The 16,658-nt window shown below is 70.8% G+C and carries 15 protein-coding genes; 10 read left to right on the forward strand and 5 right to left on the reverse strand.

Annotation, left to right across the window (positions count from 1 at the left end; genetic code table 11):
- The first annotated feature begins 56 nt into the window (after positions 1-56).
- The 3 genes from KAK07_RS20785 to KAK07_RS20795 all read left to right on the forward strand — a co-directional run bounded on the left by KAK07_RS20785 (position 57) and on the right by KAK07_RS20795 (position 3,030).
- A complete protein-coding gene (locus tag KAK07_RS20785) occupies positions 57-1,082 on the forward strand; it encodes a ferritin-like domain-containing protein (protein WP_210863024.1) in 1,026 nt (341 codons plus the stop codon).
- 134 nt (positions 1,083-1,216) lie between these two features.
- Positions 1,217-2,245: a 2Fe-2S iron-sulfur cluster-binding protein gene (locus KAK07_RS20790; protein WP_210863026.1), complete on the forward strand. Its 1,029-nt coding sequence runs from the start codon at positions 1,217-1,219 to the stop codon at positions 2,243-2,245.
- Positions 2,246-2,373: 128 nt separating this feature from the next.
- Positions 2,374-3,030 (forward strand): hypothetical protein, encoded by a 657-nt coding sequence (locus KAK07_RS20795; RefSeq protein ID WP_210863028.1) that lies wholly within the window; start codon positions 2,374-2,376, stop codon positions 3,028-3,030.
- A 165-nt stretch (positions 3,031-3,195) separates the two neighbouring features.
- Here KAK07_RS20795 and KAK07_RS20800 read toward each other — a convergent pair whose 3' ends face one another.
- Together KAK07_RS20800 and KAK07_RS20805 are read right to left on the reverse strand one after the other, a co-directional pair.
- Positions 3,196-5,445 carry a helicase-related protein gene (locus tag KAK07_RS20800; protein ID WP_210856665.1) on the reverse strand — a complete coding sequence of 750 codons (2,250 nt, stop codon included), beginning with the start codon at positions 5,443-5,445 and terminating at the stop codon, positions 3,196-3,198.
- Positions 5,442-5,780 (reverse strand): YkgJ family cysteine cluster protein, encoded by a 339-nt coding sequence (locus KAK07_RS20805; RefSeq protein WP_210856664.1) that lies wholly within the window; start codon positions 5,778-5,780, stop codon positions 5,442-5,444. The genes KAK07_RS20800 and KAK07_RS20805 overlap by 4 nt, the downstream gene beginning before the upstream one ends.
- A gap of 70 nt (positions 5,781-5,850) precedes the next feature.
- Here KAK07_RS20805 and KAK07_RS20810 point away from each other — a divergent pair, with 70 nt between their 5' ends.
- Genes KAK07_RS20810 through KAK07_RS20830 form a run of 5 tightly spaced genes read left to right on the forward strand, consistent with a single transcriptional unit; the run spans position 5,851 to position 10,270 of the window.
- Positions 5,851-6,834, forward strand: a complete 984-nt coding sequence (locus KAK07_RS20810) for a Bug family tripartite tricarboxylate transporter substrate binding protein (protein WP_210856663.1) — start codon at positions 5,851-5,853, stop codon at positions 6,832-6,834.
- Positions 6,831-7,373, forward strand: coding sequence for a methylated-DNA--[protein]-cysteine S-methyltransferase (locus KAK07_RS20815; protein WP_210863030.1), 543 nt, complete (start codon positions 6,831-6,833; stop codon positions 7,371-7,373). The genes KAK07_RS20810 and KAK07_RS20815 overlap by 4 nt, the downstream gene beginning before the upstream one ends.
- A 54-nt stretch (positions 7,374-7,427) precedes the next feature.
- Positions 7,428-7,778, forward strand: coding sequence for a TA system antitoxin ParD family protein (locus KAK07_RS20820; RefSeq protein ID WP_210856661.1), 351 nt, complete (start codon positions 7,428-7,430; stop codon positions 7,776-7,778).
- An 18-nt stretch (positions 7,779-7,796) separates the two neighbouring features.
- Complete coding sequence (locus KAK07_RS20825) at positions 7,797-8,366, forward strand: ATPase (RefSeq protein WP_210863032.1); 570 nt, start codon at positions 7,797-7,799, stop codon at positions 8,364-8,366.
- The gene (locus KAK07_RS20830) at positions 8,363-10,270 is read left to right on the forward strand and encodes a B12-binding domain-containing radical SAM protein (protein ID WP_210863034.1); all 1,908 of its coding nucleotides are present in this window, start codon (positions 8,363-8,365) and stop codon (positions 10,268-10,270) included. The genes KAK07_RS20825 and KAK07_RS20830 overlap by 4 nt, the downstream gene beginning before the upstream one ends.
- Here KAK07_RS20830 and KAK07_RS20835 read toward each other — a convergent pair whose 3' ends face one another.
- Complete coding sequence (locus KAK07_RS20835) at positions 10,271-10,927, reverse strand: class II glutamine amidotransferase (protein WP_210863036.1); 657 nt, start codon at positions 10,925-10,927, stop codon at positions 10,271-10,273.
- 179 nt (positions 10,928-11,106) lie between these two features.
- Between KAK07_RS20835 and gshA the strand changes: the two genes are divergently transcribed.
- Complete coding sequence (gene gshA, locus KAK07_RS20840) at positions 11,107-12,624, forward strand: glutamate--cysteine ligase (RefSeq protein WP_210856732.1); 1,518 nt, start codon at positions 11,107-11,109, stop codon at positions 12,622-12,624.
- Positions 12,625-12,741: 117 nt separating this feature from the next.
- Positions 12,742-13,305: a lipocalin-like domain-containing protein gene (locus KAK07_RS20845; protein ID WP_210856657.1), complete on the forward strand. Its 564-nt coding sequence runs from the start codon at positions 12,742-12,744 to the stop codon at positions 13,303-13,305.
- A 13-nt stretch (positions 13,306-13,318) separates the two neighbouring features.
- On the opposite strand, the gene paaZ is transcribed toward KAK07_RS20845, so the two are convergent.
- Both paaZ and paaE read right to left on the reverse strand, forming a co-directional pair.
- Positions 13,319-15,367: a phenylacetic acid degradation bifunctional protein PaaZ gene (paaZ, locus tag KAK07_RS20850; protein WP_210863038.1), complete on the reverse strand. Its 2,049-nt coding sequence runs from the start codon at positions 15,365-15,367 to the stop codon at positions 13,319-13,321.
- Positions 15,368-15,561: 194 nt separating this feature from the next.
- A complete protein-coding gene (gene paaE / locus KAK07_RS20855; protein ID WP_210856784.1) occupies positions 15,562-16,644 on the reverse strand; it encodes a 1,2-phenylacetyl-CoA epoxidase subunit PaaE in 1,083 nt (360 codons plus the stop codon).
- Positions 16,645-16,658: the final 14 nt, after the last annotated feature.

Here is a 16,658-nt window from a genome sequence, read left to right on the forward strand (position 1 = left end):
TTAGATTACCGACCGGTCGGTTAATGAATGAACCCCCACCCGCAAGGAGACACCCGATGGCCAAGCACGAACACCTCGCCAAGAGCATGGCGCTGCCGCCGATGACGCCGCAGCCCAATGTCTACCCGCTGAGCTGGCACGCCCACACGAAGAAGCTGGAAGACATCTGGGACGCCGCCCAGCGCGAGAACTGGGACCCGAAGAAGCTGCCCTGGGACACGTTCGACCCCAGCACCTACAGCTGGGAGGAGCGCGAGGCCATCGCCTACTGGTGGACCATCCTGTCGGTGTTTGACGCCTCGGCGCCGCCGGTGTTCGCCGCCGCCTTCATCAAGACCTACGAGGCGCACGAGGAAGACCCGGTGCGCCGCTGCTTCTTCAGCGTCACCCGCGACGAGCAGAACCACGAGCAGATCTGCGGCCTGGCGATCACCAAGATGCTGGAGCACCCGGACCCGCTGACCTATGTGCCCAAGACCGAGATCGGCCGCAAGGCGCAGCGCAATGCGCACTGGCTGTACTACAACGGTGGGCGCTACTGGAACGGCTACAAGAACGCCGTGCCCAAGTACAGCCTGGCGGTGCTGTTCAGCAGCTTCCTGATGGGCGAGATCGCCGCCGCCACCATCTTCCACCAGATGGCCGCGAAGTGCACCGAGCCGGTGTTCAAGGAGGCCTTTCGCAACATCGGTCGCGACGAGGGCCGCCACATGGCGATCTGCCTGTCGCTGATGGAGCGCGACTACCCGAAGATGGACCTGAGCGACAAGGCGCTGATCACCAAGCAGGTGCGCGCCGGCTTCCTGTTCCTGTCGGGCGTGCTGTTCGAGCCGCCGGAGGATTTCTGGGACATCCCCGCTGACTTCGTCGCCTGGCAGCGCGAGATCGAGACCGTGGCCCGCAACGCCGGCTTCTACGTGCCGGAATACGAGGCCAAGAAGGAGAACTGGAAGAACGCCATGCTCAACCTCAAGGGCGTGCTCGACAAGTACGGCATCCCGTTCCCGGCGATCCCCGAAGTGGGCATCACCGGAGAAGAGATCCGCGACGTCGACATGGTCGACATCATCCCGGTGTTCTGAGGCCCCCAGGCTCCCTGGCGGTCGCCACCCCCCAGGGGGGCTCGCGCAGCGGCCCGGCGAAGCCGGTTCCGCGCGCGGTCCTTGACGGGGCGGCGTACCGCCGCGGTCGGCGCATCGTCAAAGCGGAGAACTGAATGGGTGTGATTCGTCTGCATCCCAGCGGGCGCACGGTGGAGTGTGACAGCGGCCTGACCGTGCTGGAGGCGCTGGAGAAGGCGGGCTATGCCCTGCCGAACAATTGCCGGGCTGGCGCCTGTGGCGAGTGCAAGGTGAAGGTGGTCTCGGGCCACTTCGACCAGGGTTTCGTGCTGGACATGGCGCTCAGCCAGGACGAGCGGCGACAGGGCTATGGCCTGATGTGCATGGCCAAGCCGCTGAGCGACGAGCTGGTGATCGAGTGGGGCACCGACGCCGCCGGCCCCAAGCTGTTTCCGCCGCGCGAGCAGCAGTACTACGTGGTGACCGACCGTGTGCCGCGCACGCCGCGCATCGTCGAGCTGAAGCTGCGTCCTCTGGGCGAGCCGATGCGCTACTGGCCCGGCCAGTACGTGCAGCTGGGCGATGCCTCGGCCGGTGCGCCGGTGCGCAGCTATTCCCTGGCCAGCGCGCCGCGCGAGGATGGCGAGATCACGCTGCAGGTGACGCGCCAGGACCAGGGCACCACCAGCCGCTGGATCCATGAGCAGCTGCAGCCCGGTGAGCAGGTCAAGGTCAGCGGCCCCTACGGCACCTTCATTGGCGATCCGGCCGTGGACACGCCGGTGCTGTGCCTGGCGGCCGGCTCGGGCCTGGCGCCGATCCTGGCATTGACCGAGGCGGCGCTGCGCCGCGGCTTCAAGCAGCCGGTGACCCTGGTCTACTCAGGCCGCACGCCGGACGACGTCTACGACACCGGCCTGATGGCCTGGTGGAAGGCCAGGCACCGTGGCTTCAGCTATCGGCCCACGCTGACCGGTCCTGCGCCGATGGGCTGGCAGGGCCTGACCGGCCGCATCCCGGCACTGCTGCCCGGTTTGTTCCAGGACCTGTCCGGCCACAGCGTGTTCGTGGCCGGCGCCACCGCCTTCGTGGACGACTGCGTGGCCGCCGCGAGAGCGCTGGGCGCGCGCGACGAGCTGCTGCACACCGAGGGCTACTTCAGCCAGGACCGCGCGCAGCCCTGAGCCGATCGCAGCGCGGCCTGTGTTGCCCACCGCACAGAGGCAGCCCCACTCCCCCCTCCACCATGCCCAGACCGCACCAGCCGTATCCGTGCGGGAGGTCCCCTTCCGTTCATCTCATGGAGATACCTATGAAGACAATTCACGCCCTGGCGCTTGCGGCCCTCACCGGCATGGCCCAGGCGGGCACGGTGTACGACAACTTCCAGCTCACCAAGTGGGTGGTGCGGGTCTCCCCCGCGGTGCATGTCTTCGAGCACGCCGGCCGGCTGCGCGTGGACCTGAACAAGGGCGTCAAGGGTGAGGTCTCCAGCGGTGGCTACTACAGCACCTGCCAACTGACCGGCGACTTTGATGTGTCGACCGAGTTCTACCTGCCCGAGTACCCCGCCGCCAACGGCGTGCGCGTCGGTCTGATGCTCAACACCACGCAGACCAACGGCGTCGGTTTCGACACCACCTACGCCGCGATGCAGATGGTCAGCCTGCCTGACGGCACTGCGCAGTACGCCGGCGACCTGAGCAACTATGGCTACACGCTCAACGCCCCGGCGAACACCAGCAACATCCAGGGCAAGCTGCGCCTGAAGCGTGCCGGCCAGATGCTGACCGCCTATTTCTGGGACGGCCCGCACGGACAATGGGTGCCGGTGGCCACCAGCGCCACCTTCACGGCGGCGCCGGTGTATTTCGGCCTGACCAGCTGGAGCCAGGACAGCTACTTCGGCGACATGAGGGTGCGCACCGCCTTCGACAACCCCACCATCGACGGCAGCTGCGCCAACTGACCGATGCCGGCGTGCTCAGCGCCGCTCGCTGCGGCGCTGAGCGCGACTGCTTCACCGCCGAGGGCTGCCGCGCCGCTGGCGCGCCTGCTTCACCGGCGAGGGCTGCCGCGCCGTTGGCGCGCCTGCTTCACCGCCGAGGGCTGCCGCGACGCTGGCGCGCCTGCTTCACCGCCGAGGGCTGCCGCGCCGTTGGCGCGCCTGCCAGAGCGGCCGCTTGGCCTTGAGCTGCCGCTCGATGCCGTCATTGAGCACTTCGCGCAGGCCCAGCACCTCGTCCAGGTTGCCGTAGACCCCGGGGAAGCGCAGGTCCAGCCACAGCCACAGCGTGCAGGCGCGCAGGGCCTGTTCCATGCGCTCCAGGCGGCTGTGGCTGTCGACCATGTCCAGGAACACCGGACGGCCGGCCTGGCCGGTGGCGGCGTGCTGGTGGGCCCAGCTGTAGAAGTCCTGCAGCAGGTGCTCGGTTCGGGTGTCCACCGGCGCCTGGGCGTAGATGAAGCGCTCCTTCAGGCTCAGGCTGCCGGCCTGGGCATCCAGCTCCACCGCCAGGTCCAGCATCTGCTCGAGCTCGGCCACCTCGAAGTGGGCGTTGTCCAGCGCCAGCTGGTCCATGAACACGCTCAGCACCTCGTGCAGCCGCGACTTGCCCAGGCGCTGCGAGATGGTGCTGACATGCCACCAGTTCGGCGCCACCGGCGCCTTGAAATGGCGCGGCGCGCGTGGCGGGCGCGGCAGCAGTTCCTTCAGAGCGCGCGCGGCGCCGGGTTCGGCCTCGTGCAGCACGCCGGTGAAGCCTTCCTCGTGGATGCCGTAGCGGCCGGCACGGCCGGCGATCTGGTGCACCTCGGACTCGGTCAGCGCGCGGTCGCCCACGCCGTCGAACTTGACCATGGTGGAAAACAGCACGCGGCGGATCGGCAGGTTCAGGCCCATGCCAATGGCGTCGGTGGCCACCAGGATGTGCGACTCGCCACCGGCGAAGCGCTCGGCCTCGCGCCGGCGCACCTCGGGCGGCAGCGCGCCGTAGATCACGCTGACCGGATGGCCATTGGCGGCGATCTGGTCGCGCAGCATCAGCACGTCGCGGCGGCTGAAGGCCACCACGGCGTCGCCCTTCTTCAGCGTGGGCAGGGCCACTGGGCCGGGCAGCAACTGAACATGCTGCTTGCGCTGGAACTGGCGCACCTCCACCGCCTCGCCGCACAGGCCCAGCAGGGTTTCGATCGCCGGCACCGCGTAGGCCGAGCAGATCACGATCACCTCGCGCGCCGGCACGCCGACGATGGCCTGGGTCCAGGCCCAGCCGCGCGAGGCGTCGAAGATCATCTGCGCCTCGTCGATGACGGCCACATCCAGCACCTCGCGGGTGCCCACCATCTCGATCGTGCTGCTGACCACGCGCGCACCGTCGGCCGGCTGGTTCTCCTCGCCGGTCAGCAGGCTGCAGGGCACGCCGCGCGCCACCAGGCGGTCGCGGCCCTCCAGCGCCAGCAGGCGCAGCGGCGCGAGGTAGGCGCCGTCCAGTGCGCCGGCCAGCTTCTCGAAGGCGGCGTGGGTCTTGCCGCTGTTGGGCGGGCCCACGTAGAGCGTGACCTTGCGCTTGAGTTGTCGCGCCAGCGGGAAGCTGTCGGGGTAGCCCTGGAAGGCCAGTTCATGGGTCAGGCTGGAGAGCGTCTGCTGCTCGCCCACCTGGCGCTCCCAGCGGTCCTGGGCGCGGGTGCAGGCGGCTTTCAGCTCGTCGGCACTGCCGGCGCGCGAGAGTTCGGCCTGCAGGCGCGGCAGCAGGGTGTCCATCGCCGCCTCGTCGCACCAGGCGCTGCGCTCGGCCAGGCTGTCGATGTGGGCGGCGACCTCGGCCGCATGGGGGCAGGGCGGGGCGTCGGCCAGGCCGCCCAGCAGCGCGCGCTTGTCGCCGTGGCGGAAGTAGGCCCAGACCACCTCGGCGTCCACCGGCGCGCGGTAGGCGATCTGCAGCGCGCCGGGCTGGGACCAGGCCGCCCAGCGCAGCGGCAGCGGCGCGCGGTACAGGCGTTCCCAGCCTTCGCCCAGGCCGCGCGCGGTGTCGCGGGTGATGCCCAGCGCCTCCAGCGTGGCGTGGCGCTCCAGCATCGGGCCGCGGGTCTCGCGGCCCACGCCGACCTCGTCCAGGTGGCGCAGCGCGGCGTCGATCAGGCCCGGCGCGATCCAGCGGCTGGGCCGCTGGTGCGGCACCGCCTTCTGCAGCAGGATCAGGCCGCGCTCGTCCAGGTGGTGCTCGAAACCGGGCGCGGCTTCATCGAGGAAGTCGGCCGGCTTGACCACCTGCGGCAGGTTGTAGGCCCCCTGGCGAACGCGTTCCAGCTGCTCGGGGGTGATGTGGGCCGGCACGCGGGGGGCGTGGCGGGCGTCGGGCAGGCGAAGGAGGGGAGGGTTCATGCGCTGCCCGATTGTCGCGGCTTCGGCGGATCGGCCATGCCGTGCGCCGCACGCGCCTTGCGGCACTGGGTGTCGCCGGGCTCGACCGAGCGGCAGGTGCTGGCGCGCAGCGGATAGATCCGGCAGCCCACCGACTGGCCCACCTGGCCGTCCAGCGCCACGCAGCGCACCGGTCGCGCGGTGGTGCCGCGCATCGCCACCAGGTGCGGGCTGACCGGCTCGGTCAGCGTGGCCGGCACACCGCCGCCGCCCGGACAGGCATCGGTCTCGGACCAGTGGAAGGAGACCCGGAAGGTGGCGCAGCAGGCGCCGCAGGTGGTGCAGTCGAGCGACATCGGTTGCGGTATTCTGGCCGCTGACCGGCGGCCATGGCCGCCCCAATTACCTGCGCAGGACACCCGATCCATGACCCATGCCTTCACCCGCCGCGGCCTGGTCCGCACCCTGGCCGCTGCCGCCGCACTCAGCGCCGCCGGCCTGGCCCACGCCGATGGCAAGACCATCAAGCTGCTGGTGGGTTTTCCGCCCGGCGGCGGCACCGACGCCATCGCCCGCCTGCTGGCCGAGCATCTGAAGGATGAGCTGGGTGGCGCGACCATCATTGTCGAGAACAAGGCCGGCGCCGGCGGCCAGCTGGCCGCGCAGGCGCTGAAGGCCGCGCCGGCCGATGGCACAACACTCTTCCTCAGCCACGACCACACGATCTCGATCGTCCCGCAGACCGTGAAGACGCCGGGCTTCGAGCCCGCCAAGGACTTTGTGCCGGTGGCCGGCTTCGCCACCTTCGTCAACGCCCTGGCGGTGTCGGGCGGCACGCCGGCCAAGAGCTACACCGAGTACCTGGCCTGGCTGCGTGGCCCGCAGGGCGGCAAGGGCGTGGTGGGCGTGCCGGCGCCGGGCTCGGTGCCCGAGTTCCTGGTCAAGGTGCTGGGTGAGCGCAACAAGCTCGACCTGGTGGCCGCGCCCTACCGCGGCAGCGCGCCGATGATGGCCGACATGCTGGGCAACCAGATCGCCGCCGGTGTGGGCTCGGTGCCCGACTTCATCGAGAACCACAAGGCCGGCAAGCTGCGCATGGTGGCGGTGATCGGCGAGAAGCGCCAGGCCGTGCTGCCCGACGTGCCCACCTTCAAGGAGCTGGGCCTGAGTGGCTTCGAGGACCTGCCCTACTACGGCATCTGGGCGCCCACCGGCACGCCCAAGGCCACGCTGGACCAGCTCTCGGCCGCACTGGCCAAGGTGGTGGCCAAGCCGGCGGTGCACGATCGCCTGAGCGCGATGGGCCTGACCGTGGGCCACATGAGCGGCGAGCAACTGGGCAAGACCGAGGCGGCCTACACCGCGACCTGGTCGAAGATCATCAAGGCCACCGGCTTCCAAGCGCAATGACCGATCGCGGCTGGGTCGCGTTCGAGACGCCCGTCGGCGTCTGCGGCCTGGCCTGGGACACGCAGCAGCGCCTGGCCGGCAGCCTGCTGCCCGGCGACGGCCTGTCGGCGCGCATGCGCCGCCGCCACGGCGAGGGCCCGGCCAGCGACGTGCCGGCCGTCGCCCAGGCCTGGATCACCCGCCTGCGCGCGGTGATGGCCGGCGCCAACGACGACCTTTCCGACATCCCGCTGGCCGATGACGACGCGCCCGACTTCCACCGCCGCGTCTGGGCGCTGGCGCGCGCCATCCCGCCCGGCCAGACACGGACCTATGGCGACCTGGCGCTGGCCCTGGGCGAACCCGGTGCCGCCAGCGCCGTGGGCCAGGCGCTGGGCGCCAATCCCTTCGCGCCCATCGTGCCCTGCCACCGCATCCTGGCCGCCCACGGCGGCGCGGGCGGCTTCTCGGCGCCGGGCGGCACGCGCACCAAGCTGCAACTGCTGGCGCTGGAACACGCGCGCCTGACGCCCCACCCGGACCAGACGTCCTTGTTCTGACGCGGGCGAGCGGTTTGTTGTAGCATATTGCTACCACTGCTGTCGGAGCCTGCCATGGCCACTGCCGCCGCCCCCATCCGCCTGGACCGTGAACTGGCCGCCGCCGCCCGCGAGGCCGCCCAGACCATGAGCCGCAGCGTGGCCGAGCAGGTCAGCCACTGGGCCCGGCTGGGCCGCGAGCTGGAACGCAGCCCGGGCGTCTCGGTGGCCCAGGTGCAGGCGGTGCTGCGCGGCCAGGCCTCATACGACGCGCTGCAGCTGCAGGAACAGGCCGTGGTGCGCGCCACCTGGGAGGAACAGCTGGCGGCGCAGCTGGCGCGCCTGGACCTGGCACGCGATTTCGCCCAGGAGGGCCACCGCTACGCCGAGCTGGACGCCAACGGCCAGCTGCGCATCGTCGAGTGAGGCTGCCGCCCCCACCGGATGCCCCTGCTGCAACTGATCGCCGGCCCCAACGGCGCGGGCAAGACCACCTTTTTCGAGCGCGTGCTGTCACCCATCACGCGCCTGCCCTTCATCAATGCCGACGTGCTGGCGCGCCAGCACTGGCCGGGTGACGAAGAAGCGCATGGCCACGAGGCCGCCGCACTGGCCGCGCAGGCCCGCCAGCAGGCGCTGGCGCAAGGCCTGTCCTTCGCGGCCGAGACGGTGTTCTCCCACCCCTCCAAGCTGGCCCTGGTGCAGGACGCCCAGGCCCGCGGCTACCTGGTCCACCTGCACGTGGTGCTGGTGCCGGTGGAGCTGAGCGTGGCGCGCGTGAAGCTGCGGGCGGCGCAGGGCGGGCACTCGGTGCCGGAAGATCGCGTGCGCGAGCGCCACCAGCGGCTGTGGAGCCTGCTGGCCCAGGCCGCCTGGCGCGCCGATGGCACGCGTGTCTACGACAACAGCAGCGCGCGCCACCCCTTCCGCCTGGCCGCCACCTACGAACACGGCCGCGCGCTGGGGCCGATCGAGCTGCCCACCTGGTCGCCCTGGCTGGAGCCCCGGCCATGACGGCCACGCCGGTCCGCGTGCTCAGCGTCATCCCGCCGATGACGCAGCTCAACACGCCCTACCCGTCCACCGCCTACCTGACCGGCTTCCTGCGCTCGCGCGGCATCACCGCGGCGCAGGAGGATCTGGCGCTGGCGCTGGTGCTGGACCTGTTCACCCCCGACGGCCTGGACGCGCTGCGCGCCGATGCCCGCTGCGTGGCCAAGCCCGGCCGGGTCATCGCCCACTTCCTGCAGCACTTCGACGCCTACCGCGCCACCATCGCGCCGGTGATCCGCTTCCTGCAGGGCGGCGACAGCACGCTGGCGCACCGCATCAACGCCCGCACCCTGCTGCCAGAAGGCCCGCGCTTCGACGCGCTGGAGCACTACGTGGACGACGGCAGCGGCGACCCGCTGGGCTGGGCCTTCGGCGTGCTGGGCGGCACCGACCGCGCGCGCCACCTGGCCACGCTCTACCTGAACGACCTGGCCGACGTGATCCGCGAGGCAGTGGACCCGCGCTTCGAGTTCGTCCGCTATGCCGAGCGCCTGGCCACCAGCCAGCCCAGCTTCGAGCCGATGGCCGAGGCCCTGGCCGCGCCGCCCAACCTGCTCGACCGCACGCTGGCGCGCCTGACGCGCGAGGCGCTGGCGCGCCACCAGCCCACGCTGGTGCTGCTGTCGGTGCCCTTCCCGGGCGCGCTGTACGCGGCGCTGCGCATCGCCGCGGCGGTCAAGGCACACGATGCCACGATCACCGTGGCGCTGGGCGGCGGCTTCGTCAACACCGAGCTGCGCCAGCTGCGCGAGCCGCGCCTCTTCGACCATGTGGACGTGATCACGCTGGACGGCGGCGAGCGCCCGCTGCTGGCGCTGATCGAGCACCTGCAGGGCCAGCGCTCGCGCGAGCGCCTGGTGCGCGCCATGGTGCGCGAGGGGGGCGCGGTGCGCCAGATCCACTGGCCCGAGCCCGACATCCCCTTCGACGAGGTCGGCACGCCCACCTGGGACGGCCTGCCACTGGCCAAGTACCTGTCGCTGCTGGACATGCTCAACCCGATGCACCGGCTGTGGAGCGACGGGCGCTGGAACAAGCTCACCGTGGCGCACGGCTGCTACTGGAAGAAGTGCAGCTTCTGCGACGTCAGCCTGGACTACATCTCGCGCTACGAGGCGGCCAATGCCTCGGTGCTGGTCGACCGCATCGAGACCATCGTCGCCGAGACCGGGCAGACGGGCTTTCACTTCGTCGACGAGGCCGCGCCGCCCAAGGCGCTCAAGGCGCTGGCCGATGAGCTGCAGCGCCGCAACACCGGCATCAGCTGGTGGGGCAACATCCGCTTCGAGAAGACCTTCACGCCGGCGCTGTGCCGGCAGCTGGCCGACAGCGGCTGCATCGCCGTCACCGGTGGCCTGGAGGTGGCCTCCGACCGCCTGCTGGCGCTGATGGCCAAGGGCGTGACGGTGGAGCAGGTGGCGCGCGTCACCAAGGGCTTTGCCGACGCGGGGGTGCTGGTCCACGCCTACCTGATGTACGGCTTCCCCACGCAGACACTGCAGGACACGGTGGACGCGCTGGAGCTGGTGCGCCAGCTGTTTGCCGAGGGCTGCATCCACAGCGGCTTCTTCCACCGCTTCGCCTGCACCGTCCATTCGCCGGTGGGGCAAGATCCGGCGCATTACGGCGTGCAGCTGCTGCCGCTGCCCGACTCCCCGTTCGCGATGAACGACGTGGGCTTCGTCGATCCCACCGGTGTGGACCACGACCTGCTCGGCCCGGGGCTGAAGAAGGCGATCTACAACTTCATGCACGGCATCGGCCTGGACGAGGACGTGCGCGCCTGGTTCGAGCAGTGGCCGGGCAAGGTGCCGCGGCCCACGGTGCACCGCCAGCGCATCGCCCGGGCGTTGCAGCAGCGCTGATCAGGCGGCCAGCCGGGCCTTCCAGTGGCGGAACTGCCAGCGCAGGTCGGCCCAGGCCTGGCGCCAGGCCTGCGGGCAGCGCGGCCGCCAGGTGCGGGCGTTCGACACCTCGATGCCCTGCATGCTGGGGTGCCATTCGTCGTGGGCCACACGGTGCCACTCGCGGCCCAGGCGGACCACGCCGTCGCGGTCGGCCAGCAGCACCATCGAGCCCTTGACCAGCGGCGCCAGCAGGCGGGCGAAGGCCTCGGAGCGCACGGTGGCGCGGGCCTGGGCGTCGGTCAGGCCGGCCAGCAGCTCGCCCAGCAGGCGGGCCAGTTCGGCGGTGTCGCTGTGGCCCGGCTGGCTGGGCCGCAGCTGGCGGATCGAGCCGTTGTGCATCAGCCAGAGGCCCGGCCGCACCAGGAAGGGGTGGGTCATCGCCAGGTTCACAGAGCCCACGGTGGCCTGACGCAGGTGCAGCAGCGCCGGTTGATCCTCGGGCAGCGACTGCAGGTGACCCAGCAGGTCATCCAGCCGCATGCCCTGCTGGGCGCGGGGCTCGTCGTCGGCGCCCCAGGTGATCACGCCCCAGCCATGGGGGTTGCGGCGCCAGGCGTTCTCGACGAAGGCGGGGCAGACCGGGCGGCCGGCGGGCTTGTGGATGATCAGGCACATCGGGCGACAACGCGTGAGGGGGCGAATCGGTTGATGCAAGTCGCGTTCCCGGGGACTTCGGCGTGCCCGGGCCTGACTTGAGTCCGACTTCGGCCCGGCTTGGCCCCGGTTGCACGCCGATCACGAAAAAGGCGTCCAATACGCCCCCGGGCTGCTTCGGTGGGCCCGACAAGGAGACCCTGTTGACCCTGCAAGACCGCATCGACGCCTGGCGTGACGACCAACTGGTCGGCATGCGCCGCGGCATCGAGAAGGAAAGCCTGCGCACCACCCCCGACGGCGGCCTGGCGATGACGCCGCACCCGCTGGCGCTGGGTTCGGCCCTCACCCACCCGCACATCACCACCGACTTCAGCGAGTCGCAGCTGGAGCTGGTCACCGGCGCCTTCACCCGCGTCGAGGCCACCTTCGCGCAACTCAGTGAACTACACCAGGTGGTGGCTCAGGCCCTGGGCGACGAGCGCATGTGGGTCTCCAGCATGCCCTGCTGCCTGCCCAGCGAAGAGGCCATTCCGCTGGGCCAGTACGGCGCCTCGCACATCGGCCGCGTCAAGACCGTCTACCGCCAGGGCCTGTCGCACCGCTACGGGCGGCGCATGCAGACCATCTCGGGCATCCACTACAACTGGTCGCTGCCCGGGCTGGGCAATGACGAGTACTTCCACCTGATCCGCAACTTCCGCCGCGACAGCTTCCTGCTGCTGTGGCTGTTCGGCGCGTCACCGGCGGTGTGCGCCAGCTTCGTCGACGGCCTGCCGCATGGCCTGGAGCCGCTGAGCGCTGGCACGCTGCACCTGCCGCACGCCACTTCACTGCGCATGGGCCGGCTGGGCTACCAGAGCGAGGCCCAGGCCTCGCTGGCCGTCAGTTACAACGGGCTGGACGGCTACGGCGCCACGCTGGAAGACGCGATGACCCGCATCTGGCCGGCCTACCAGGCGATCGGCCTGCGCGACGAGCAGGGCGGCTGGCGCCAGCTCAGCACCCATCTGCTGCAGATCGAGAACGAGTTCTACGGCACCATCCGCCCCAAGCGCACGATCCACTCCGGCGAGCGGCCGCTGCACGCGCTGCGCGAGCGCGGCGTCGAGTATGTCGAGGTGCGCTGCATGGACCTCGACCCCTTCGAGCCGCTGGGCATCGCGCCCGACACCGCCCGCGTGATCGACCTGTTCCTGCTGCACTGCCTGGCCAGCGACAGCCCGCCCGACCACCCCGACGAGATTGCCGCGCTCAGCGAGAACCAGCAGCGCGTGGCCGCCCGCGGGCGCGAGCCGGGCCTGCGCCTGACCCGCGGCGGTGCCGAGGTGGTGCTGGTGGAGTGGGCGGCCGAGCTGCTGGAAGGCTGCGAGCCGATCGCCCGGCGCATGGACGCGGCGCTGGGCGGCCAGGCCTACCGGCAGGCGCTGGCCAGCGCGCAGTCGCGGCTGCTGCACCCCGATGCGCTGCCCTCGGCGCGGGTGCTGCGCGAAGCCTCCGACACCTGGCGCGGCGAATACACCGCGATGATCGCCGCGCTGTCGCAGGCCACCCGGCGGGTGCTGCTGGCGCAACCGCTGTCCACCGAGCGCGCGCTGCACTGGGCCGCGCTGGCCGACCGGTCGCTGCGCGAGCAGGCCCGGATCGAGGCCGAACAGCAGGGCAGCTTCGACGACTTCGTGACGGACTACCTGGACGCCCGCCGCTTGCTGGCCTGATCCACCGGCTTGGGGATGGCTGCGGGTTAGCCCGAAGCCAGCGCGCTGAGGCCCGCCCGCAGCATCGCGGACACGCGGCCGGATGGTTTGGCCGCGCCCACCCTCAAGGAAGCTGTCATGGGATCTGTTCGACTCGCCCTCTGGGCACCCCGCTGCGCACTGGTGGCCTCGCTGGCCCTGCTGCCCTTCACCGCCTCGGCGGCCTCGTCCAGGCTGCAGGAGCTGAGTGCCAGGGTGGACGCGCTGTCGGCCCAGCTGGCGCAGCTGCAGCAGCAGCAGGGTGCGCGGCAGGCCCGCGCCACCGCGGTCCTGCCCAGTGACATCGTGGGCACCTGGACCCTCAAGGGCTTCCAGTCCGAGCTGCATGCCGGCGTGGGCAGCTGGCAGGTGAGCAGCTATGTCTACAACGGCACGGTCGAATTCACCGCCGATGGCAAGTACAAGCTGACCATCGTCGAGTCCGGCAACCGGCTGACCAATGGTGGCGAGGCGGTCAGCTCCTACGTGAATCCCGAGGCCGTGGCGCGCGGCAAGTGGAAGCTCAAGGGCAACGACCTGACCCTGGACAGCGGGCTGGCCGTGAAGATCGACGCCGGCCTGTCCGTGATGACCATGGCCTCCGCCAACCCGGCCGACAACACCAACGTGATGCTGGTGCTGACCAAGCAGCCGGCGCCCTGACGCCGCCGGGTGGTCAGCCCTTCTTGGCCACCAGCGTCAGGATGTCGTAGCTGGCCACCAGGTCACCGGCCTGGTTGGTCACCTCGACATCCCAGGCCACCACGCCCTGGCCGCGCCCCTGCGCATCCACCTTCATGCGGTCGATCTTGCGCTTGGCGGTCAGGCGCGCCTGGATGGTGTCGCCGATGGCCACCGGCTTGACGAAGCGCAGCGTGTCCAGGCCGTAGTTGGCCAGCACCGGGCCCGGTGCCGGGCTCACGAACAGGCCGGCCGCCGCCGACAGCACGAAGTAGCCGTGGGCGATGCGCTGGCCGAAGGCGGTGTCCTTGGCGGCGATGGCGTCGAAGTGCATGTAGAAGTAGTCGCCCGAGATGCCGCCGAAGTTGACGATGTCGGCTTCGCTGACGGTGCGCCGGTGCGTCAGCAGGCTCTCGCCGATCTGCAGCTCCTCGAAGTGGCGGCGGAAGGGGTGGACCTCGGTCTCGATGCGGGCGGCGCCGCGCACGTACTCGCCGGTCACTGCGGACAGCATGGTGGGCGAGCCCTGCAGCGCGGCGCGCTGCAGGTAGTGCTTGACGGCGCGCGTGCCGCCCAGCTCCTCGCCACCGCCGGCGCGGCCCGGGCCGCCGTGCTTGAGCATCGGCAGCGGGCTGCCGTGGCCGGTGGATTCGGGCGCGGCGTCGCGGTCCAGCACCAGGATCCGGCCATGCAGCGCGGCCACCTCGGGCACCACGCGCGCAGCCACGGCGGGGTCGTGGGTGACCAGCGAGCCGACCAGGCTGCCCTGACCCATCGCCGCCAGCGCCACCGCCTCGTCCAGGTCGTCGTAGGGCATCAGCGTGCTGACTGGGCCGAAGGCCTCCAGCTCATGCACGGCAGGGGTGTGCAGCGCGCGCTCGGCCAGCAGCAGCGTGGGCGCGAAGAAGGCGCCCTCGGCCACGCCCTCGCCACGCGGCGCGAAGCCGTCGCTGGCGCCGAAGACGGGGCGCGCGCCGCCCTCGATCAGCGCGGCCACGCGCTCGGCCACGTCGCGCTGCTGGTCGGCGCTGGCCAGCGCGCCCATCTTGACGCCATCGACCGCCGGGTCGCCCACCACCACCTTGGCCAGGCGCTCGCGCAGGGCCATGGCCACCGCGTCCAGGTGCGCGCGCGGCACGATGGCGCGGCGGATCGCGGTGCACTTCTGGCCGGCCTTCACCGTCATCTCGCGCGCCACTTCCTTGACGAAGAGGTCGAACTCGGGCGAGCCGGGCACCGCATCGGGCGCCAGGATTGCGCAGTTCAGCGAGTCGGCCTCGGCGTTGAAGGGGATGCTTTTGGCAATCACGTTGCGGTGCACGCGCAGCTTGGCCGCGGTGTCGGCCGAGCCGGTGAAGGTGACCACGTCGCGGCCGTCCAGGCGGTCCAGCAGGTCGCCGGTGGAGCCGATCACCAGCTGCAGTGCGCCCTCGGGCAGCAGGCCGCTCTCGGCGATCAGCCGCATCGCCGCTTCGGTCAGGTAGCTGGTGGCGCTGGCGGGCTTGCCGATGCAGGGCATGCCGGCCAGGAAGCTGGGCGCGAACTTTTCCAGCAGGCCCCAGATGGGGAAGTTGAAGGCGTTGATGTGCACCGCCAGACCGCGGCGCGGCACCAGGATGTGGGTGCCGGCGAACTGGCCCTGCTTGCCCAGCGACAGCGCCGGGCCTTCATGCCAGACATTGCCCGAGGGCAGCTCGTTGCTGCCGCTGCTGGCGTAGGCGAACAGCGTGCCGGTGCCGCCCTCGATGTCGATCCAGCTGTCGGCGCGCGTGGCGCCGGTGTGCGCCGACACCGCGTAGAGCTGCTCCTTGCGCTCATTCAGGTACTTGGCCAGCGCCTTCAGGATCGCGGCACGCTGCTGGAAGTCGAGCTTCAGCAGGTTCGCCACGCCGACGGTGCGCGCGTGGTGCACGGCTTCCGCAAAGTCGATCGCCTCGGCGTGGGTGGTGGCCACCGGTTGGCCGTTGATGGCGCTGCGCAGCGTCTGCGCGGCCTCGCGGCCGACCCAGCGGCCGGCGATGTAGGACTGGAGTTGCATGGTCATGGGATCCCTGGCGAATCAAGAGCCGAGGCCAGCGCCGGGCCGCTCCCAAGCGGCCTCGGCACCCTCTCGGAGGGTGGCGCCGGTACCCCGGCGCCGGGTGTTGTCAATCCCCGCCGAGGCCAGCGCCGGGCCGCTCCCAAGCGGCCTCGGCACCCTCTCGGAGGGTGGCGCCGGTACTCCGGCGCCGGGTGCCGTCATTTCTCGTCGAAGCTCAGCAGGACACGTTCCGTGAGCGGGTGCGCCTGGCAGCACAGCACGAAACCGGCAGCCACGTCGGCGGCTTCCAGCGCGAAGTTGCGCTCCATGCGCACCTGGCCCTCCAGCACCTTGGCGCGGCAGGTACCGCAGACGCCAGACGTGCACGAGAACGGCACCTCCAGCCCGGCGGCGCTGGCGGCGTCCAGGATGCTGGGCTGGTCCTTGTGGAAGGCGATCTCGCGCTTGAGGCCATCGCGCACGATGGTGACGCGGGCCTGCTCGGCGTCGCCGGGCTGGGCCTGGTGGACGATGGCGTCCACCTTCTTGTCCTGCGGCACGCCGAAGCGCTCGATATGGATGCCCTCGGCCGGCACGCCGGCGGCCTTCAGCGCGGCCTCGGCCTCGTCGTTCATCTGGAAGGGGCCGCAGACGAAGGCGTGGTCGATCGTGGCGGCGGGCACCAGCGTGCTCAGGAACTCGGCGAGCTTGTCGCGGTTCATCAGGCCGTGGTTGATCGGCGATTCGGTGGGCTCGTCGGAGAACACATGGTGCAGCACCACGCGCGTGAGGTACTGGTTCTTCAGGTCCTCGATCTCTTCCTTGAACATCGTCGAGGCCAGCGCGCGGTTCGCATACAGCAGCGTGAAGCGGCTCAGCGGCTCGCGCGCCAGCACCGTCTTCATGATCGACAGGATCGGCGTGATGCCACTGCCACCGGCGATACCCACAAAGTGCCGGCGCGCCTGGGGCTGCAGTTGCACGAAGAAGCGGCCCTGCGGCGCCATCACCTGCACCGGGTCACCCACCTTGAGCTGCTGGTTGACCCAGTTCGAGAAGCGGCCACCCTTCACCTGGCGAACGCCCACGCGCAGCTCACCGTCGTCGACACCGGCGCAGATCGAGTACGAGCGGCGCAGGTCCTCGCCGTCGACGGTGGCGCGCAGCGTCAGGTACTGGCCCTGGGTGAAGGCGAAGGTCTCGCGCAGCTCGGGCGGCACGTCGAAGCTGACGACCACCGCTTCTGCGGTGTCGGGCTCGATCGCGCGCACGCGCAGCGAATGGAACAGCGGTGTGCTCATCGGAGAGATTCCAG

Source organism: Ideonella alba (assembly GCF_018069875.1).
Lineage (GTDB): Bacteria > Pseudomonadota > Gammaproteobacteria > Burkholderiales > Burkholderiaceae_C > Ideonella > Ideonella alba.